We start from the raw sequence: 19,499 nt of genomic DNA, 5'->3' as shown, positions 1-19,499 counted from the left end.
AACGCGCGTCCGGCGAGCCGGCCGCAGACGAGGAGAGAGCGACGGTATGAAGCGCATCATGTACATCAGTACGACGACCCGCAAGCTGAGCGACGAGGAGGTCGACGAAATCGGCCGGCGCTCGACGATCAACAATGCCAAGGTCGGCGTCACCGGCATCCTGCTGTCGGCGCACGAATTCTTCTTCCAGATCCTGGAAGGCGAGCCGGATGACGTGGACCGGGTACTGGAGCGCATCCGTCGCGACCCCCGCCACCAGGACGTCCTGATCCTCAAGGCCGAACACGACATCGGCGAGCGCTTCTTCGGCCGCTGGTCGATGCGCACCGTGCGCCTGGATGGCACCAGTGACCTGATCCTGCAAGCCATCCGCATCATGCTGGAGAACATCACCGAATCGCATCGCATCATCGAGCGCTACACGCAGCCGGCCGTGCTGCGTTTCCTCACCGATGGCGTCAATCCCCTGAGCGTGCCGGTGCGCAAGACCGAGGAAGTCATCCTGTTCGGCGATATCGTGGCCTTTTCCTATCTGTCGGGACGCTTTCCGGTGGAGGAGGTGGCCGAGCTGGTCAACCTGTTCCTCGACACCTGCTCGCGCCAGGTGGTAGCGCACGGCGGCCAGGTCAGCAAGTACGTCGGGGACTGCGTGATGGCGCATTTTCCCCCGGACGCCGCCGATCTGGCGATCCGCGCCTGCGTGGAAACCCTGCGCGAGATCCAGGCGCTGCGCGGTTCCGCCGGCCGCTGCCGGCTGCAGAAGTATCTCTACTGCGGTTTCGGCCTGAGCAAGGGGCTGGTGATCGAGGGCAACATCGGTTCCTCGATCAAGATGGACTACACCGTGCTCGGCGACATCGTCAACCTGGCGGCGCGCCTGGAGGGGCTCACGCGCAACATCGGCAAGGCCATTGCCCTGAGCGAGCCGGTCAGGGATGCCTGCCGCGAGGGCTGGCACTTCGAGCGTGCCGGGGAGTTCCACCTCAAGGGCCAGAGCCAGCCCCAGCCCATCTACTCGATCACCGATCCGGTGGTCGACGACATCAAGACCTACCAGCAGATCCTCGACGACATGGAGGAACTCTGCTGTGAACTCTCCTGACCGCCGGGTGTCCTCCTGAAGGTCAGCCGCCGGCCTTCTTGACCGTCCAGCCGAATGGGCTCAACTCAGCAAGGATGAGATCGCGATGATCACCCTGGATTTCGATGGTGCCGTTCTTCACCGTGCCGCCGGTGCCGCAACGCTGCTTGAGCCGTTTGCCGAGCTGCTCCAGCGCCGCGCCCTCCAGCGGCACGCCGGTGATCACGGTGACGCCCTTGCCGGCCCGTCCCTTGGTTTCCCGGCGGATGCGGACGATGCCGTCGGATGCGGGTGCCTGCCGCTGGCGCCGGCAGCTGCAGGCGGCGATGGGCTGGCGGCAGGCGGGGCAGATGCGTCCCTGCGCGGTGGAATAGACGAGGGCGTTGAGGCTGGATTTCCTGGACTGGTTCATCGTCTGGACTCGCTGGCTCGGCTGCCGGGCGCCACGCGCCCGGATGCGAGGCGGCGATTCTGGCAGGCCGGCCGCTCCAGGTCCAGACAGGGTCGCTCCTGAGCGACGCCGGCGGCCGCGTCGACCTGTTCACTCACCTCATCCTCCAGACCCTCACCGAGCAATCATGACCAGCATGGCCAAAGCCCCGGCGTCCCACAGGTTCCTGCTGGAGGGGCAGGCGCCGTTGCGCAGCGCCGTGGTCCGGGCAGCCGAATCCCGCGGGTTGGCGCTGGCCGAGGCGGACGGCGATGCCTTGGTGCAAACCCTGCTGGCCTGCCGCCCGGCCAGCCTGTTCCTCGACGCCGACCTGCCCGGCGACGCCGGATTCGCGATGCTGGCGGCCATCCGTCATCGCCCCGAACTGCGATCGAGCCGGGTGGTTCTGCTCACGGCCGATACCTCGGAGACCTGTCGCCAGCGCGCCTATGCCGAAGGTGCCGACGAGGTGCTGCACAAGCCCTACGATCTCGATCAGCTGCTGGCGGCGGAGAGCGACGCCGGCCGCTTCCGCCTGCACTTCTGGGGCACGCGGGGAACCCTGCCGATGCCGGGCGAGCAATCGCTCAAGTATGGCGGCAACACCTCCTGCGTGAGCCTCGACATCGGTCGCGACCGGCATTTCGTCTTCGATGCCGGGACCGGTCTGCGCCGTTATTCGCGCTATCTGCTCGAACGCGAGGGCGGCCGTTTCGACGGGCGGATCTTCATCTCCCATCCGCACTGGGATCACCTCAACTGCCTGCCGTTCTTCGCCCCGTTCTATCGGCTCGGCAACCGCATCACCCTGATGGGGCCGCCGCAGGGCGAGCGTTCGTTCCGCGACCTGCTGGAAGGGCAGATGGACGGCGTCTACTTTCCCATCACGCTGGAAGCCTTCGGCGCCGCGCTGAAGGTCGAGGATCTGCACGAGGGCGAGTACCGCTTCGACGGTGTGTCCGTGCGCACCCTGCGGCTGCGCCATCCGGGCAATTGCCTGGGCTTCCGCATCGATCATGCCGGCCGCTCGATGGCCTACATCACCGACAACGAACTGGGCGAGCCGGCACCGGACGATGTCTATGTGGCGCGGCTGGCGCGGTTCCTCTCCGGTGTGGATGTCCTCATCCACGACACGACCTACTTCGACGACGAGTATCCGCGTAAGGTCAACTGGGGCCACTCCAGTGTCGGCCAGGTCGTCCGGCTGGCCCTGCAGGCCGAGGTCCGCAAGCTGATCCTGTTCCATCACGACCCGGAGCATGACGACGCCGACATCGAGCGCAAGCTGGGCCTGGCCCAGGCGCTGGCGGACAGCGCCGGTGCCCGCCTGCAATGCGCCCTGGCCGTCGAGGGCGAGACGCTGGATCTGGGACAGCCGCTCCCGGATGCATCGGCCTCGGGGTTTGCCCTGGCCGCCCCCTAGCTCTCCCGTCCGTGCCGGCTCCGGCATGCCGCCGGAAAGCCGATAGAATGCCCGCTCACTCTTGCCTTTCATCCGAGGAACGGGACATGCGTCTGTTTGCGAAGCACCCCTGGCTGGTTTTCGGCCTGGGGTTGGCCGCCGGTTATTTCGCCCACAAATATCGCAAGGAAATCATCGGGACGGCCGCCCAGACGGCCGGAACGGGCAAGTCCGTGGCTGCCAGGACCGCGCGGGCGCTCGAGGACGTGGTGGCCGTCAAGCATCATTGACGCCCGGCCGGCCGGGGAACCTGCCGGTCCCTGCCTTCAGGGATTGACGAAGGCCGATTCCGGCGCCACCCGCGAAATCAGGCCCAGTTCGCCAAGTTGCGTGGCCAGCGTGCGCCAGCGCTCCAGGCTCATCTGTCCCAGCGGCGTGCCGCCGGGTTGCGGGCCGGTGATCAGGGCCTGCTGGATGGCTGCCGCCTCGGCGAAGGTGTCGGGATCCATGGTCGGGTTGAGGCCGTGCATCACGGCGTTGATCGGCGCGGGATCGCTCATGTAGCGCGACCAGCCCAGGCGTATGGCCCGTACCAGGGCCGCGACCTGTTCCGGCCGCTCGTCCAGCAGGCGGCGGCGGGTGAAGACAACCCCGCCATAGGGGTTGTAGCCGATGTCGCTGATGGGAAAGACCTGCGGGTGCGCGCCTGCGCGGCGGGCGGCCACCGGCTCGGCGGTGATGAAGCACTGCTGGGCGAAATCGCGGTCGTGCAGGAAGGGCCCCAGGTTGTTGCTGTAGGGCACGGCGCGGATGTTGCGGAAGCCGTAGCGCTGCTCCAGCAACCGGTGGTAGGGCGTACCCGCCTCCATTGCCAGCGTGCCGCCCGCGAAGACCTCGCCGATCGACGTCAGGCCGCGCTCGGCATGCACCATGATGCCCTCCGGGAAGGTCTGGTAAAGGGCGAACACGGCCACGATGTCCACGCCCCGCTCCCGCGCCACCAACAGGCTGTCGGCGCTGGTGATGCCGAAATCGGCCTGGCCGGCGGCCACCATCGGCACCACCGGCACGCCCGGGCCGCCGGGCTGGATGACGACGTCCAGCCGTTCCGCCGCGAAGGCGCCCATCTCCCGCGCCGCGTAGTAGCCGCCGAATTCCGGCTCCGGCACCCAGTTGAGTTGCAGTTTCAGGCGTGGGCGTCCGTCCGCATCGGTGTCGTCGCGCCCTTCCGGACAGCCCGCCAGGAGCAGGGCCCACAGGCAGACCAGCAGGCGCAGGATGTCGAGCAACCTGTTCATTCCCGGGTTTCCGCTAGCCGCCAGCGGCGCATGGCCAGCCGGCTGAAGAGGCTCACCAGCGCGAAGAAGGCGAGGCCGAGGAGCGAGGCCATCAGCACGGCGGCGAACACCTTGTCGGTCTTCTGCTCCTTGATGGCGATCTCGACCGCCGTTCCGATGCCGCCGCCGTTTTCCCAGCTGTCGGCCACGAACTCGCCGACAATGGTGCCGATCACCGCCAGTCCCGAGGCAATGCGCAGGCCGGTCAGGAATTGCGGCAGGGCACCGGGGATTTGCAGCTTGACCAGGGTGGCCAGCCGCCCGGCACGGTAGATGCGGAACAGATCGCGCAGGGCCGGGTCGCTGGACAGCAGCCCGCTCAGGGTGTTGGCGATGACGGGAAACACCGACACGATGAAGGCCGAGGCGATCACCGCCCGCGGACCGTAGCCGAACCAGACGACCAGCATCGGCGCGATGGCGACGATCGGCACGGTCTGGAAGAACACTGCGTAGGGATAGAAGGCACGGCGTATCCACGGATGGCTGCACAGCGCGATGGCCGCAAGCCCGCCGAGCAGGGCGCTGGCCAGGAGACCCGCGCTGGCCGTCAGCGCGGTTTGCAGCGTGGCCCGGCCCAGCTCGGCGCTGCTGGCCAGCAACGCCACGATCACGGCCGAGGGGCGTGGCAGCAGGTAGGCCGGCGTGCCGGAGAGCCGCAGGCCGATTTCCAGCGCCAGCGCGATGCCGAGCAGGCTCAGCAGGGGCGGCAGCCAGGTTTGCAGGCGGACCGGACTCACGGCCTTTCGCCATCCCCGCGCAGCAGCCGGGACAGCGCCTGCACCTCGCCGACGAAGCCGGCTGTCGTGCGCAGCTCCGGCGGCCGCGGGCGCGGCAGGTCGAGGCGCCGGTCGGCGAGCAGCCGTCCGCCCTGTCCCGCGAGCACCGCCACCCGGTCGGCCAGGAAGACCGCCTCGCCGATGGCATGCGTGACGAAGATCACCGTCATGCGCCGCGCCAGCCAGATCTGCTGCAGATGCTCGTCCAGATGCTGGCGGGTGAATTCGTCCAGGGCGGCAAAGGGCTCGTCCAGCAGCAGCAGGCTGGGTTGCGTGATCAGCGCCCGTGCCAGCGAAACCCGCATGCGCATGCCGCCCGAGAGCTCCGCCGGAAAACGCCCGGCGGCATCGGCAAGGCCGACGGTGGCCAGCAGGCGATGCGCCGCCGCTTCCCGCCCGGATCGCCCGACACCGGCCAGTTCCAACGGCAGGGCTACGTTGCCGAGCACCGTGCGCCAGGGCATCAGGCTGGCGTCCTGGAACACGTAGGCCAGCGACGGTTCACCGCTGTGCCGTTGCAGCAGGCCGCCGTCCGGCTGGTCCAGCCCCGCGATCAGCCGCAGCAGGGTGGACTTGCCGCAGCCGGAGGAACCCAGCAGTGCCAGGAATTCGCCCGGGGCGATGTCGAGGTCCAGGCCCTCGATGACCGTCCGGGCGCCGAAGACCCGCCGCAGCCCGCGCAGTCGCAGTCCGCAACCGGGCCGTGGCGCGGCCGGCGGCTGCCGGGCGGGCGTCATCCGGGTGCGGTCACAGACCCGACAGGCCGACGATGTTGTAGCCGGCGTCGACGTAGAGGATTTCGCCGGTGATGCCGGAGGCGAGGTCGGAACACAGGAAGGCCGCGGCATTGCCGACTTCCTCGATGGTGACGTTCTTGCGCAGCGGCGCCGCCTGCTCGCCCTTGGCCAGCATCTCGCGGAAATTGGCGATGCCGGAAGCGGCCAGGGTGCGGATGGCACCGGCGGACACGGCGTTGACGCGGATGCCCTCGGGGCCCAGCGCGGCGGCCAGGTAGCGGACGTTGGCCTCCAGGCTGGCCTTGGCCACGCCCATCACGTTGTAGTTGGGGATGGCGCGTTCGGCGCCCAGGTAGGTCAGGGTCAGCAGCGAGCCATTGCGTCCCGCCATCAGCGGCCGGCCGGCCTTTGCCAGCGCGGCGAAGCTGTAGGAGCTGACGTCATGGGCGAGGCGGAAGTTTTCCCGGGTGACGGCATCGACATAGCTGCCTTCCAGCGCATCGCGCGGCGCGAAGGCCACCGAGTGGACGATGCTGTCCAGACCGTCCCAGTGCTTGCCCAGTTCGGCGAACATCGCGGCGATTTCGTCGTCGCTGACCACGTCGCAGGGCAGCACGATCTTCGCGCCCAGTTCCTCCGCCAGCTTCTCCACCCGTTCCCGGAGCTTTTCGTTCTGGTAGGTGAGGGCGATTTCCGCGCCCTCGCGAGCCATGGCCTCGGCAATGCCATAAGCGATGGAACGGTTGCTGGCGACGCCGACGATCAGCGCGCGCTTGTTCTGCAGAAAGGCCATTGCTTGTCCTCCGTAGGGCTCAAATGGGGCGAGAGTATAGCCGCCGGGGACCGCTTTGTATCCAGCGTCGCCACACCTGCCGGGCCGGGGCCGCCCGAATGGGGGCAGGTCTGCGCCAACCGGGTGCGGCGGTGGCCCGGGTTCGCGCTGAGCGCCGCCCATGGCATGGGGCGGGGCAGCGGATTTCCTCTCTGGCATGAAGTATGCTTTATATCAGGCGGCGTCCACCAAAGCCGGTGGGCGCCCGACAAAGACGTCTTCCGGCGCGACCCTTATCCTCTCGGGATCCCGCTGGCAGGCGTTTTTTTTTGCCCTCGCACTGCTCAGGAGTCGCTCATGCATTTCAGGGAATTTCGACAGGCGGGCCACTGGCCGACCCTGGTCGCGGCCTTCCTCTACTTCGACGTATCGTTCATGGTGTGGGTCATGCTTGGCCCGCTGTCCCTCTACATCACCCAGGATCTCGGCTTGCCGGTCAGCGAGAAATTCACGCTGGTCGCCATCCCGATCCTGTCCGGCGCGATATTGCGCATCCTGATCGGCTTCCTGGCGGACGCGATCGGACCCAAGACCACGGGGCTGCTGGCACAGCTGCTGGTGATGGCGGGGCTCGGCTGGGTGGCGCTGTTCGGCCTGCATGACAGGCAGCAGGCCCAGCTGCTGGGATGCCTGCTGGGTGTCGCCGGCGCCAGTTTTGCCGTGGCCTTGCCGCAGGCGAGTCGCTGGTATCCGCCGAGGTTCCAGGGCCTGGTGATGGGCATCGCCGGGGCCGGCAACATGGGCGTGGTGCTGGATTCGCTGATCGTGCCGGTACTGGCGGAGCGGTTCGGCTGGCAGGCCGTGTTCGGCTTCCTGCTGATCCCGCTGGCGGTGGTGTTCATCCTCTACGCGCTGATGGCCCGCGACGCGCCGACGCAGGCGCGGCCGCTGGCCTGGCGGGACTACGCCGGGGTGTTGCGCGACAGCGATGTCTGGTGGTTCATGTTTTTTTATTCGATCACCTTCGGCGGCTTCGTCGGCCTCGGGGGTGCGCTGCCGCTGTATTTCACCCACTGGTACCACGTCTCCGGCGTCAGCGCCGGCGTCATGGTGGCGCTGGTGGTGTTCGCCGGCTCCATGTTCCGCCCGGTGGGCGGCTATCTGGCCGACCGCTTCGGCGGCATCCGCACCCTGGAATGCCTGCTGGCCATCGTTTCGCTCAGCTACGTCGCCGTCTCTCGGCTGCCGGAAGGGCCGAGTCCGGCGGTGACCGGCGGCGCCACCGTGGCCGGCTGGGCGCTTGCCGAGCTGCCGGCCAGCGCCTGGGTCGCCGTCGCGCTGTTCTTCGCCGGCATGCTGGCCCTGGGCATGGGCAACGGGGCGATCTTCCAGCTGGTGCCGCTGCGCTTCCGCCGGGAGATCGGCATCGTCACCGGTCTGGTGGGCTGCGCCGGTGGTCTCGGCGGCTTCTTCCTGGCCAAGGCGCTGGGCGTCTCCTGGGCCTGGCAGCATGGGTTCGCGGGCGGCTTCCTGCTTTTCGGCCTGCTGCCCCTGCTGGGGCTGGCCGGACTGGTCGGGGTGCGCAGGCGCTGGCGCACCACCTGGGGCGCCGCCTCCGGCGCCCAGGTCTGACGGGCGGGCATGGCGCCGCCGCCCGACGGTTTGCGGCTCGCCCACGGCCTGGCCAGCGCCATCGGCGCCCGCGCGGACAATCAGGACTACGTCGCCTGTGTCATACCCGAGCCGGCCGAGCTGGCCCGCTATGGCGCGCTGGCGGTGGTGGCCGACGGGCTCGGCGGCCTGGCCGGTGGCCGGGTGGCGGCGGAGGTGGCGACCCGGGCCTTCGTCGAGGGCTATTACCAGCTGCCGGCGACGCTGGATGTCGCCCGGCGGGCATCGCGGGCGCTGGACAGCGCCAATCGCTGGATTCACGACATCGGTCGGCGTGATCCGGCCCTCGACCGGATGGGCTGCGCCTTCAGTGCCCTGGCGCTGCGTGGCCGCCAGGCCCAGATCTTTCACGTCGGCGACACGCGCGTCTACCGCCTGCGCGGGGCTGGCCTGGCCTGTCTGACGCAGGATCATGCGCTGAGCCGACCCGGCTACGAGCATGTGCTGTACCGCGCGGTCGGGCTGGAGTCATCGCTGAAGATCGAGCACCGGACGCTGGCGCTGGAGCCGCACGACCGCTTTCTGCTGTGCAGCGACGGCCTGCATGGCGTCCTCGGCGCCGCACAGCTGAGCCGCTGCCTGGCCGAGCGGGCGGCGCCCGGGCATACCGCCGCGCGGCTGATCGAGCTGGCGCTGGCGCGCGGGGCCCACGACAACCTGACGGCGCTGGTGGTCGATGTCGTCGAACTGCCGCGCAAGGCACGCGAGGAACTGCTGCTGTCCCTGCGCGACCTGCCGCTCGCGCCGCCGCCGGGCGTCGGCCAGCGGGTCGATGGCTTCGTCCTGACGCGGGTGATCGCCGCCGGCCGCTGCAGCGTGCTGTACCAGGCGCAGGCGCCCGACCGGCCGCAGCCACTGGTGGTGAAGTGGCCGCTGCCCACGGCCGCCAGCGATGCCGAATACCGGGAGGCCTTCGCCCGCGAGGCCTGGATCGGCGCCAGCGTCAAAAGTCCCTGGCTGGCCGAGTTCATCGAGCCGGAACCCGGCCGGCAGAGCTGTCTCTACGCGCTCATGCCCTACTACCCGGGGCTGACGCTGGAGACCTGGATGCGGCATCACCGGCCGGTACCGCTGGCGGCCGGTCTGGCGCTGGCGTTGCGGCTCTGCCGGGCGGTCTACGCGCTGCACCGCCAGGGTGTCGTCCACCGCGACATCAAGCCGGACAACGTGCTGCTGCCGGACGCGGGCGGCCTGCGGCTGCTGGATCTGGGCATCGCCCGGCTGCCGGCCTGGCCGGAGGATTCCGACCTGCCGGTGCCCGGCACGCCATCCTACATGGCGCCGGAACTGTTCCGGGGCGAACGCGGCAGCCGCGCCAGCGACGTGTTTTCCCTCGGCGTCACGCTCTACCGGCTGTTCGCCGCGGGCGCCTATCCCTATGGCGAGATCGAGGCCTTCAGCCAGCCCCGCTTCGGCCAGATCCGGCCGCTGACCCAGCTGCGGCCGGATCTGCCGGTCTGGCTGGAGGTCGCACTGAACCGCGCCCTGGCCAGCGATCCCGAACGGCGCCATGCCGATGCTATGGAGCTGGCGCATGAGTTGGAGGCGGGACTGGCGAACGGCCGCCCGGTCCAGCGCCCGGCTCGCCTGCCGCTGTACTCGCGCAACCCCCTGCTGTTCTGGCAGTGCCTGTCGGCGGGCTTGCTGCTGGCCCTGCTTGCCGCGCTGCAACGGCTGGCGGCCCTGTCGCACTAGGGCGAGGCGTGGCCCGGTCCGGAATGGTGCGCCGGCCGGGCGCTCCGACGACGCGCCGAGGCCAGGTCCACGGCGGTCGGCGATTCCGGCTGCATGGCACGAAGCCTGCTTCATGATTGGCAAGCGCCAACGGCGGCGCCTTCACGATGACAACGACGTCATTCATCCCCGGCGCGGGGTGGGTGGCGTTTTTTTTTGGCACGACTGCGACGCAATCGAAGCTTCAGGTAACCGACATGAAGAAACAGAAACTGGTGGTCGTCGGCAACGGCATGGCCGGCATGCGTACCGTCGAGGAACTCCTCAAGATTGCGCCCGATCTCTACGAGATCACGGTCTTCGGCGCCGAGCCGCACGGCAATTACAACCGCATCCTGCTGTCCCCGGTGCTGGCCGGCGAGAAGCGCCTCGACGACATCATCCTCAATGATGACGACTGGTATGCGCGCCACGGCATCACGCTGCACAAGGGCGAGCGCGTGACCGCCATCCAGCGGCGCCGGAAATGCGTGACGGCCGAGGGCGGACGCACGGCGGCCTACGACCGCCTGCTGATCGCCACCGGCTCGACGCCGTTCATGCTGCCCATCCCGGGCCACGAGCTGGACGGCGTGGTCGGCTTCCGCGATATCCGCGACGTCAACCACATGCTGGAGGCCTGCGCGAAACACCGCCATGCGGTGGTCATCGGCGGCGGCCTGCTGGGCCTGGAGGCCGCCAACGGCCTGCGCAAGCGCGGCATGGAGGTCACCGTGGTGCATGTCCTCGACACCCTGATGGACCGCCAGCTGGACAAGGCGGCCGCAGCGCTGCTGAAGCGCTCGCTGGAGGCGGGCGGCCTCAACTTCCTGATGGAGGCACAGACCGAGGCGCTGCTGGGCGAGGCGCGGGTGCGCGCGGTACGCTTCAAGGGCGGGCTGGAAATCCCGGCCGAACTGGTGGTGATGGCGGTCGGCATCCGTCCCAACATCGAGCTGGCCAGGTCGGCCGGCATCCACTGCGAGCGGGGCATCGTCGTCAATGACACCCTGCAGACCTACGACCCCAGCATCTATGCGGTGGGCGAGTGCGTGCAGCATCGCGGCGGGCTGTTCGGCCTGGTGGCGCCGGCCTTCGAGCAGGCGCGGGTCTGCGCCAACCATCTGGCCGAATACGGCATCGGCCGCTACCAGGGCTCGGTGACCTCGACCAAGCTCAAGGTCACCGGCATCGATCTGTTCTCGGCCGGCGAGTTCCAGGGTGGCGAGGACTGCGAGGAACTGGTGATCCAGGATGCCGCCCGGGGCATGTACAAGAAGCTGGTGGTCAAGGACAACCGCGTCCGCGGCGCGGTGCTCTACGGCGACACGGTCGACGGCAACTGGTATTTCCAGCTCATGCGCGAGCAGACCGACATCGGCGATTTCCGCGATACCATCCTGTTCGGCCGCGCCCACATGGCGGACGAGGGGCGCGAGGGCCAGAGCATCGCCGGCATGCCTGACGACGCGGAAATCTGCGGCTGCAACGGGGTCTGCAAGAAGACCGTGGTCGACGCCATCGTGCAGAAGAAGCTGTTCACCCTCGACGAAGTGCGCGCCCATACCAAGGCCTCGGCGTCCTGCGGCTCCTGCACCGGGCTGGTCGAGCAGATCCTGGCGGCGACGGCCGGCACCCACGAGCAGACGCCGGCCGAGAAGCCCATCTGCGCCTGCACCCGCCATTCCCACGACGCCGTGCGCGAGGCCATCGTGGCGCAGGGCCTGACATCGCTCTCGGCCGTCTACAGCGCCCTGGAATGGCGGACCCTGGACGGTTGCCATGTCTGCCGGCCGGCGCTGAACTACTATCTGCTGTGCGCATGGCCCGGCCACTACCGCGACGATCCGCAGTCGCGCTTCATCAACGAGCGTGTCCATGCCAACATCCAGAAGGATGGTACCTATTCGGTGGTGCCGCGCCTGTGGGGCGGTCTGACCACGCCGGACGAACTGCGCGCTATCGCCGACGTGGCCGACCGGTACAGGATTCCCACGGTCAAGGTCACCGGCGGCCAGCGGATCGACCTCCTGGGCGTCAGGAAGGAGGACCTGCCGGCGGTCTGGGCCGATCTCAACGCGGCCGGCATGGTTTCCGGGCACGCTTATGGCAAGAGCCTGCGTACCGTGAAGACCTGTGTCGGCGCCGAGTGGTGCCGCTTCGGCACCCAGGATTCCACCGGGCTGGGTGTCAGGCTGGAAAAGATGACCTGGGGTTCGTGGACCCCGCACAAGTTCAAGATGGCGGTGTCCGGCTGCCCGCGTAACTGCGCCGAGGCCACGATCAAGGACTTCGGCGTGGTCTGCGTCGATTCCGGCTACGAAATCCACGTCGGCGGCAACGGCGGCATCAAGATGCGCGGCACCGATCTCCTCTGCAAGGTGGCGACCGAGGCTGAGGTGATGGAGTACTGTGGCGCCTTCATGCAACTCTACCGCGAGCAGGGCCGCTACCTCGAGCGCACCGCGCCGTGGCTCGAGCGCGTCGGCCTGTCCTACGTCAGGTCGCGCATCGTGGAGAATGCCGAGGATCGCCAGACGCTGTACCGGCGCTTCCGGCAATCCCAGGCAACCGCGCAGGTGGACCCCTGGGCAGAGCTGGCCCGGCCCGCGGCCCGCGGCGACTTCATCCCCCTCGAGACCCTGGAGTAACACCATGCAGAACTGGACTCGCATCGGCCAGCTGGCCGACATCCCGCGTCAGGGTTCCCGCGTTGTCGCCACGGCGGCCGGGGATATCGCCCTGTTCCGCTCCCAGGACGACCGCGTGTTCGCGGTTCGCGACCGCTGCCCGCACCGGGGCGGGCCCCTGTCGCAGGGTATCGTGCATGGCCACCGGGTCACCTGTCCGCTGCACAACTGGGTCATCGACCTGACCTCCGGCGAGGCCGTGGCTCCGGACACGGGCCAGACCTTCTGTCATGCGGTGAAGGTCGAGGATGGCTGCGTCTGGCTGCGTGCCTGAGCGCTGGCCGGACAGCCGGACCGGGCCCGGTCCTGGCGATGAGGGCAAGGAGACTTCCATGAACGCGAGCGCGGCTCCGATAAGAACCACCTGTCCCTACTGCGGCGTCGGCTGCGGCGTCCTGGCGACCCCGGCCGGCGCCGAGGCCGCCGTGGTCAGGGGCGATCCCGACCATCCCGCCAATTATGGCCGGCTGTGTTCCAAGGGCTCCGCCCTCGGCGAGACCCTGTCGCTGCGCACGCGCCTGCTGGCACCGCGCATCGGCCGGGAAACCGTGAGCTGGGCGCGGGCGCTGGACGAGGTGGCGGCACGGTTTCGCGCCGTCATCGACGCGCACGGCCCGGAGGCGGTGGCCTTCTACGGCTCCGGCCAGTGGCTGACGGAGGACTATTACGTCGCCAACAAGCTGATGAAGGGCTACATCGGTGCAGCCAACATCGACACCAATTCAAGGCTGTGCATGGCCTCGACCGTTGCCGCCCAGACGCGCGCCTTCGGCGAGGACGCGGTGCCGGGCTGCTACGAGGATCTGGAACTGGCCGATCTGGTCGTGCTGGTCGGCTCCAATGCCGCCTGGTGCCATCCGGTGCTCTACCAGCGCCTCCTCAAGGCGCGCCAGGATCATCCCGGCCGGCGGCTGGTGACGATCGACCCACGCCGGACCGCCACCGCCGAGGGCGCCGATCTGCACCTGGGCATCCGGCCCGGCACCGACGCCTTGCTGTTCGCCGGCCTGCTGGATTACCTGCGCCGGGACGACCGGCTCGATTATGGCTTTCTCGAACGCCATCTTGCGGGCTACGGCGAAACCCTCGCCGCCGCTCGCACCACCGCCCCGTCGCTACCGGCGGTGGCCGCGGCCTGCGGCGTGGCGGAGGGCGACCTGGCCCGTTTCTATCGCTGGTTCGCACGGACCGACAAGACCGTCACCGCCTGGTCGCAGGGCATCAACCAGTCGGCGACCGGCAGCGACAAGGTCAACGCCATCCTCAACGTGCACCTGGCGACGGGGCGCATCGGCAAGCCCGGCATGGGGCCGCTGTCCCTGACCGGCCAGCCCAACGCCATGGGCGGGCGCGAGGTGGGCGGGCTGGCCAACCAGCTGGCCGCGCACCTCGACCTGGAGCGGGCCGGCCACCGGGCGCTGCTGCGCGAGTTCTGGAACAGCCCGCGCATCGCCGAGCGGCCCGGGCTGAAGGCCGTCGACCTGTTCGACGCCATCGCCGCGGGCCGGGTCCGGGCGGTCTGGATCATGGGCACCAACCCGGTGGTCAGCCTGCCCGACAGCCGCAGGGTCCGTGCCGCGCTGGCGCGCTGCGAGTTCGTGGTGGTGGCCGACTGCGAGGCGGAGACCGATCTCACCCCTTATGCGCATGTCAGTCTGCCGGCGCAGACCTGGGGCGAGAAGGATGGCACCGTCACCAATTCCGAGCGTCGCATCTCCCGCCAGCGCGCCTTCCTGCCGGCACCGGGCGAGGCCAGGCCGGACTGGTGGATGCTGACCCAGGTGGCGCGGCGGCTGGGTTATGCCGACGGTTTCCCCTACGAGTCGGCGCAGGCGATCTTTGTCGAGCACGCCCGCCTGTCGGGCTACCGCAATGCCGGCACGCGCCGCTTCGACATCTCCGGGCTGGCCGACCTGGACCCGCGCGGCTACGACGCCTTGCCGCCATTGCAATGGCCGGTCAATGCGGAAGCGCCCCAAGGCACCGCGCGGCTGTACGCCGAGGGGCGGTTCGGCCATGGCGATGGCCGCGCCCGCCTGGTCGCGCCGCGGATCGAGGATCTCGGCCGCAAGCTCTCGGCCGGGTTGCCGCTGAGCCTGAACACCGGACGGGTCCGCGACCAGTGGCATACCATGACCCGTACCGGCAAATCGCCGCGCCTGTCCCAGCATGCGCCCGAGCCCTGTGCGGAGCTGCACCCCGACACGGCGGCGCGCCACGGCATCGCCAACGACAGCCTGGTCCGGCTGGAAACCGCCCATGGCGTGGCCATCGCCCGGGCACGGGTGAGCGCCGACACGCCGCCGGACTCGGTGTTCATGCCCATGCACTGGTCGTTCCGCAATGCGTCCGCCGGGCTGGTCAACGCCCTGGTGAATCCCTTGGTCGATCCCGTGTCGGGCGAGCCCGAATCCAAGCACACTCCGCTGCGCATCAAGCCCTGGCGCCCGCTCTGGCAGGGCTTCCTGCTGACCCGCCAGGCCGTACCGCTGCCGTCGGTGGCCTATGCGGTGCGCGCCATTGGCCGCCACCACTGGCGCCATGAGCTGGCGGATACCCGCGCCCCGGGGGACTGGCCCGCCCATGCCCGCCGACTGCTGGGCTATCCCGGGGAAGCCGCCGCCGACAATCCCGGCGACGAGTGGGCCGAGATGCACGATCTCCGCGCCGGGCGCTACCGCTGCGCCTGGCTGCGCGACGGCCGGCTGATGGGCTGCCTGTTCGTCGACCGGGCGGCCTTGCCGCAGCCGCGCGAGTGGCTGGGCGGGCTGTTCGCCCGCGAGTCGCTGGATGACGCCGACCGCCGCAGCCTGCTGCTGGGCAAGCCGCTCGCCGGCGAGGACCCGGGCCGCGCGGTCTGCGCCTGCTTCGGTGTGGGCGTCAATACCCTGCGTCAGGCCATCCGCGACGGGCAGTTGGGTTCGGTCGAGGCCATCGGCGAGGCGCTGAGGGCTGGCACGAATTGTGGTTCCTGCATCCCGGAACTCCAATCACTACTGGCGGAACGCGGATGACTCCTGTCCCATCGGATGCCCATGACCGGATCGAGCAGCCCGACCTGAATCTGGGCTTCATGCCGCTGATCGATTGCGCGCCGCTGGTGGTGGCGCTGGAGCGGGGCTTCTTCGCCGAGCAGGGTCTGCGGGTGAATCTGTCGCGGGAAGTGTCCTGGGCCAACATCCGCGACAAGGTCGCGGCCGGGACGCTGGACGGCGCGCAGATGCTGGCGCCGTTGCCGCTGGCGGCCAGCCTGCCGGAACCGGTGGCCGGCGTGCCGATGCTGACGGCGCTGAGCCTGGGGCTCAACGGCAATGTCATCGGCGTCTCGACGCGGTTGCATGCGGCCATGGCTGCGCTGGCATCCACGCCGGGCGAGGGCGGTTCCGGCGCACGGCTGGCGCGGGTCGCCTGGCGGCGGCGGGAACAGGGGCGTCCGCTGCGACTGGGCGTGGTGTTCCCGTATTCCAGTCACAACTATCTGCTGCGCTACTGGCTGGCCGCCCACGGGCTGCATCCCGATCGCGATGTCCATCTCGACGTGGTGCCACCGCCGTTCATGGTCGAGGCGCTGGCAGCCGGCGAGATCGAGGGTTTCTGCGTCGGCGAACCCTGGGGCAGTCTGGCCATGGCGCAGGGGGCGGGCGTCGTGCTGCTGGCCGATCACGCGGTCTGGCGCCATCACCCGGAAAAGGTATTCGCGGTGACCGAGACCTGGGCGGCGGGTCATCCCGCGACCCATCGCGCCCTGCTGATTGCCCTGCTGAAGGCGGCGCAGTGGCTGGAAGCGCGGGGGCATGACGGGGCGCTGGCCGAGCTGCTGGCGCGGGAGGACTATGTCGGCGTGCCGGCGCCGCTCGTCCGGCAGATCCTGGCGGGGGTGGCTGGCCCGGTCTTCTTCCGCTATGCCGCGACCTTCCCCTGGCGTTCGCACGCCCTGTGGTTCCTGACCCAGATGGCGCGCTGGGGCCAGATCGACATGGCGCTGCCGCTGCGTCCACTGGCCGGGCGTGTCTACCGGCCGGACCTGTACCGGGAGGCCGCCGCCGCGCTGGGGCTGGCCTGTCCGCTGGTCGACGACAAGCCGGAGGGTGGGCACGAGACCGAATACCCGCTGGCCGAGGCCAGCGGGCCGCTGACCCTGGGCGCGGACCGCTTCTGCGATGGCCGGCGCTTCGATCCGCGCGACCCCATCGGCTATCTGTCCGATGGCCAGCCGTGGGACCGGCGGGTGGCGCCCGGGGACTGGCGACGGGGCGGGGCATGAACCTGAGGATCATGCTGGTCGACCAGCATCCCGGTCGCAGCGCCATCATCGAGCAGGCGCTGACCGACGCCGGCCACACGCAGATCGAGCGGGTCCCCGCCGGGCGCGGCCTGGCCGAGGCGGTGCGCCGGTTCGGGCCGGACATCATCATCGTCGACATGGAGTCGCCCGGCCGCGACACCCTGGAGCAGATGCGCGAGATCGGCCGCGACCGGCCCAAGCCGATCATCATGTTTTCCAACAACCGCGACCGCGACTACATCCGCCAGGCCGTGCGGGCCGGTGTCAGCGCCTATGTGGTGGATGGCCTGGACAAGGAACGGGTGATGCCCATCGTCGAGGTGGCGCTGGCCCGTTTCCGCGAGTTCGAGGCGCTGCGCCAGGAGTTGTCGGACACCAAGTCCCAGCTGGCCGATCGCAAGATCATCGAGAAGGCCAAGGGCATTCTCATGCGCCAGCACGGCATTTCCGAGGACAAGGCCTACGCCGCGCTGCGCAAGGCAGCGATGGACCGCAACCAGCGGATCGGCGACATCGCCAGGACGCTGGTCTCGATCCACGAACTGGAGCTCTGACGGCAGCGCGGGCTGTCTCACGGCGGGCCGGTGTGCACCGGAAACAGGCGCCCCGACGGGGCTGAAACCCGGGAACGCCCGGTATTCCCGGGCTTGTTCAAGGCACGGAATCTGCAGTAGTCAGGCGTGGCTTTGCCAACGCCGGAAAAGCCACTCGGCTGGACAACGTCGTCCTCGGCTGCCCATCCCTTCGGGACGCACCAGACGACGGCGATAGCCGGATGCATGGGCAGCCTTTTTGAGTGGTCGATTCTCAAAGAGGTACGCCATGAAAACGTGCAAATGCAGCGGCTTTCGTCCCGGCACTCCGGCTTTTCCGGCAGGATTGCTGCTGGCCGGTCTGTCCACCCTGGCGTCGGCGGATGCCGGCAATCCCCTAGCCATGGAACTGGGGGGCGCGACCCGGCTCAGGCTGGAAATCTGTGAACGCCTGCGCGGCGAGGCCGTCGACTGGTTCGGCAAGCCCAAGATCAGGGATGTCGTGCTGGACCGGACCTACGACTACGGTTTCATGGGCAACAAGTTCCAGCTGGGGCTGCGGCTGAACCACGACGACTGGCTGGACGGTTTCGCCCAGTTCCAGGATACGACCCTGGCCGGCCTGCCCGACAACGGCGTCGGTCTCGGTGCCCGCTATTACGAGAACTCCGAGCACATCAACCAGAACAGCGCCTTCCTGCGGCAGGGCTACCTGAAGCTCCGGCAGTCCGGATTCTGGCTGTCCGGCGGCCGGCAGCTATACGCGGACGGCATGCAGGGCCTGGCGACCGACAAGGGGCTCAAGTGGATACAGGAACAGCGGCTGGCCCAGCGCCTGATCGGCGCCTTCGACTACACCCATGCCGGGCGCAGCTTCGACGGCGGGACGCTCGGCTACGGGACCGCCGACTACGAAATCTCGGGCTTCGGCTTTGTCCCCACCCAGGGCGGCTTCGACATCAACGGCATGTATTCGATCGAGGGGATCAACATCGCCGGCGTCACCCTTGGGCTGCGCGATGGCGACCGCTTCGGCCGGACGCTGGGCCGGCTGGCCTGGTATGTCTACCACGACGACCGGCCGGACGTGATCGTGGTCGACAATGCCCAGACGCTGCCGCCACAGCGGGGCTCGCACATCGACCTGCACACGGTGGGCGGACATGCCGTCCATGTCTGGGAGGCAGGGAGCGGCCGCCTCGACGGCCTGCTGTACGGCTTCGGCCAGTTCGGCCAGTGGCAGGCACAGACCCAGGGCGCCTTTGCCTTTGGCGCGGAACTGGGCTACCAGCTGACGGATGTCTGGGCCAGCCCGTGGCTGAGGGCGGGCATCAACAGCGGCTCCGGTGACGGCAATCCCGACGATGACACCCACGGCACCTTCTTCCAGCTGCTGCCGACGGCCTGGCTGTATGCCCAGTTCCCCTTCTACAACATGATGAACAATCAGGATGTGTTCGTGCAGGCGATCCTGCGGCCGCATCCCGCGGTCACCCTGCGGGCCGACTTCCACGCGCTCAGCGTCAATGCGACGGCAGACCTGGTCTACGCCAGCAGTGGTGCCAGCAACCAGCGGTTCTTCGGCTTCCTGGGCACGCCGACCCATGGCCATGCCGATCTCGCCAACCTGACGCATGTGGCGCTCTCCTACCGGCCAGTCGAAAACCTGACCGTCAACGCCATGTATGCGCATGCCTTCGGCCAGTCCATCATCGAGAGCAATTACGCCGGCGCGAACGGCAATTACGGGTTTCTGGAAACGGTGATCAGTTTCTAGCGGTGCCGGGTTTCTCCCAGGGGCAATTCGGTTTTTGTCCGACTATCTTTACCGTGTGTCGCTGCAGGAGCAGGGTGGGGCATACCAGATTATGAGGATGCTCCCGCCTCGCAGGCTGTAGCCAGCCAGGCGTATCTCCTGGAACCTACAGGAAGGGTTTCATGCGCTGAGAGAGCTGAGTAAATTCGTCCAGGGTCATGTGGGTGAAATCCATCAGGTCTTCCCCTGCGAGAGGTGTCACGATCCAGCCATGATGCCTATCTTCTCGAATCCAGCCCCTCGCCGCTAG

General features: G+C 68.8%; 16 protein-coding genes. 11 read left to right on the top strand and 5 right to left on the bottom strand.

The features are described from left to right. Nucleotides 1-46: 46 nt before the first annotated feature. Complete coding sequence (locus ACYQ1H_RS03640) at nucleotides 47-1,102, top strand: BLUF domain-containing protein (protein WP_460026702.1); 1,056 nt, start codon at nucleotides 47-49, stop codon at nucleotides 1,100-1,102. Nucleotides 1,103-1,124: 22 nt separating this feature from the next. Here ACYQ1H_RS03640 and ACYQ1H_RS03635 read toward each other — a convergent pair whose 3' ends face one another. After that, nucleotides 1,125-1,493 (bottom strand): translation initiation factor Sui1, encoded by a 369-nt coding sequence (locus ACYQ1H_RS03635; protein WP_460026701.1) that lies wholly within the window; start codon nucleotides 1,491-1,493, stop codon nucleotides 1,125-1,127. Between the two features lie 166 nt (nucleotides 1,494-1,659). Here ACYQ1H_RS03635 and ACYQ1H_RS03630 point away from each other — a divergent pair, with 166 nt between their 5' ends. After that, nucleotides 1,660-2,937 carry an MBL fold metallo-hydrolase gene (locus tag ACYQ1H_RS03630; protein ID WP_460026700.1) on the top strand — a complete coding sequence of 426 codons (1,278 nt, stop codon included), beginning with the start codon at nucleotides 1,660-1,662 and terminating at the stop codon, nucleotides 2,935-2,937. A gap of 86 nt (nucleotides 2,938-3,023) precedes the next feature. Continuing rightward, a complete protein-coding gene (locus ACYQ1H_RS03625; protein ID WP_460026699.1) occupies nucleotides 3,024-3,206 on the top strand; it encodes a hypothetical protein in 183 nt (60 codons plus the stop codon). A 36-nt stretch (nucleotides 3,207-3,242) separates the two neighbouring features. Here the strand turns inward: ACYQ1H_RS03625 and ACYQ1H_RS03620 are convergent, their stop codons facing one another. The 4 genes from ACYQ1H_RS03620 to ACYQ1H_RS03605 are packed head-to-tail and all read right to left on the bottom strand — an operon-like array spanning nucleotide 3,243 to nucleotide 6,562. Beyond that, a complete protein-coding gene (locus ACYQ1H_RS03620) occupies nucleotides 3,243-4,214 on the bottom strand; it encodes an ABC transporter substrate-binding protein (protein ID WP_460026698.1) in 972 nt (323 codons plus the stop codon). Further along, on the bottom strand, nucleotides 4,211-4,993 hold the full coding sequence (locus ACYQ1H_RS03615; RefSeq protein WP_460026697.1) for an ABC transporter permease: 783 nt from the start codon (nucleotides 4,991-4,993) through the stop codon (nucleotides 4,211-4,213). Before ACYQ1H_RS03615 ends, ACYQ1H_RS03620 begins: the two co-directional genes overlap by 4 nt. After that, nucleotides 4,990-5,769: an ABC transporter ATP-binding protein gene (locus tag ACYQ1H_RS03610; RefSeq protein ID WP_460026696.1), complete on the bottom strand. Its 780-nt coding sequence runs from the start codon at nucleotides 5,767-5,769 to the stop codon at nucleotides 4,990-4,992. The genes ACYQ1H_RS03615 and ACYQ1H_RS03610 overlap by 4 nt, the downstream gene beginning before the upstream one ends. A 10-nt stretch (nucleotides 5,770-5,779) precedes the next feature. Further along, nucleotides 5,780-6,562 carry an enoyl-ACP reductase FabI gene (locus tag ACYQ1H_RS03605; RefSeq protein WP_460026695.1) on the bottom strand — a complete coding sequence of 261 codons (783 nt, stop codon included), beginning with the start codon at nucleotides 6,560-6,562 and terminating at the stop codon, nucleotides 5,780-5,782. A 336-nt stretch (nucleotides 6,563-6,898) separates the two neighbouring features. On the opposite strand from ACYQ1H_RS03605, the gene ACYQ1H_RS03600 reads away from it, so the two are divergent. From ACYQ1H_RS03600 to ACYQ1H_RS03565, 8 genes are all read left to right on the top strand, one after another. Further along, nucleotides 6,899-8,173: a nitrate/nitrite transporter gene (locus ACYQ1H_RS03600; RefSeq protein WP_460026694.1), complete on the top strand. Its 1,275-nt coding sequence runs from the start codon at nucleotides 6,899-6,901 to the stop codon at nucleotides 8,171-8,173. Between the two features lie 9 nt (nucleotides 8,174-8,182). Next, the gene (locus tag ACYQ1H_RS03595) at nucleotides 8,183-9,907 is read left to right on the top strand and encodes a bifunctional protein-serine/threonine kinase/phosphatase (RefSeq protein ID WP_460026693.1); all 1,725 of its coding nucleotides are present in this window, start codon (nucleotides 8,183-8,185) and stop codon (nucleotides 9,905-9,907) included. A gap of 236 nt (nucleotides 9,908-10,143) precedes the next feature. Then, nucleotides 10,144-12,576, top strand: coding sequence for a nitrite reductase large subunit NirB (nirB, locus tag ACYQ1H_RS03590; RefSeq protein WP_460026692.1), 2,433 nt, complete (start codon nucleotides 10,144-10,146; stop codon nucleotides 12,574-12,576). A gap of 4 nt (nucleotides 12,577-12,580) precedes the next feature. After that, nucleotides 12,581-12,889 carry a nitrite reductase small subunit NirD gene (gene nirD, locus ACYQ1H_RS03585; protein ID WP_460026691.1) on the top strand — a complete coding sequence of 103 codons (309 nt, stop codon included), beginning with the start codon at nucleotides 12,581-12,583 and terminating at the stop codon, nucleotides 12,887-12,889. Nucleotides 12,890-12,947: 58 nt separating this feature from the next. Beyond that, nucleotides 12,948-15,629 carry a molybdopterin-dependent oxidoreductase gene (locus ACYQ1H_RS03580; RefSeq protein WP_460026690.1) on the top strand — a complete coding sequence of 894 codons (2,682 nt, stop codon included), beginning with the start codon at nucleotides 12,948-12,950 and terminating at the stop codon, nucleotides 15,627-15,629. Beyond that, the gene (locus ACYQ1H_RS03575; protein WP_460026689.1) at nucleotides 15,626-16,879 is read left to right on the top strand and encodes a CmpA/NrtA family ABC transporter substrate-binding protein; all 1,254 of its coding nucleotides are present in this window, start codon (nucleotides 15,626-15,628) and stop codon (nucleotides 16,877-16,879) included. The genes ACYQ1H_RS03580 and ACYQ1H_RS03575 overlap by 4 nt, the downstream gene beginning before the upstream one ends. After that, entirely contained in the window at nucleotides 16,876-17,454 is a 579-nt protein-coding gene (locus ACYQ1H_RS03570) for an ANTAR domain-containing response regulator (RefSeq protein ID WP_460026688.1), read from the top strand. Before ACYQ1H_RS03575 ends, ACYQ1H_RS03570 begins: the two co-directional genes overlap by 4 nt. A 268-nt stretch (nucleotides 17,455-17,722) precedes the next feature. Continuing rightward, nucleotides 17,723-19,210 (top strand): alginate export family protein, encoded by a 1,488-nt coding sequence (locus ACYQ1H_RS03565; protein WP_460026687.1) that lies wholly within the window; start codon nucleotides 17,723-17,725, stop codon nucleotides 19,208-19,210. The last annotated feature ends 289 nt before the right edge of the window (nucleotides 19,211-19,499 follow it).

This window comes from Methyloparacoccus murrellii, from assembly GCF_054657115.1.
Note: the sequence above shows the minus strand (reverse complement) of the source record. Positions and strands in the feature narration are given on the sequence as shown.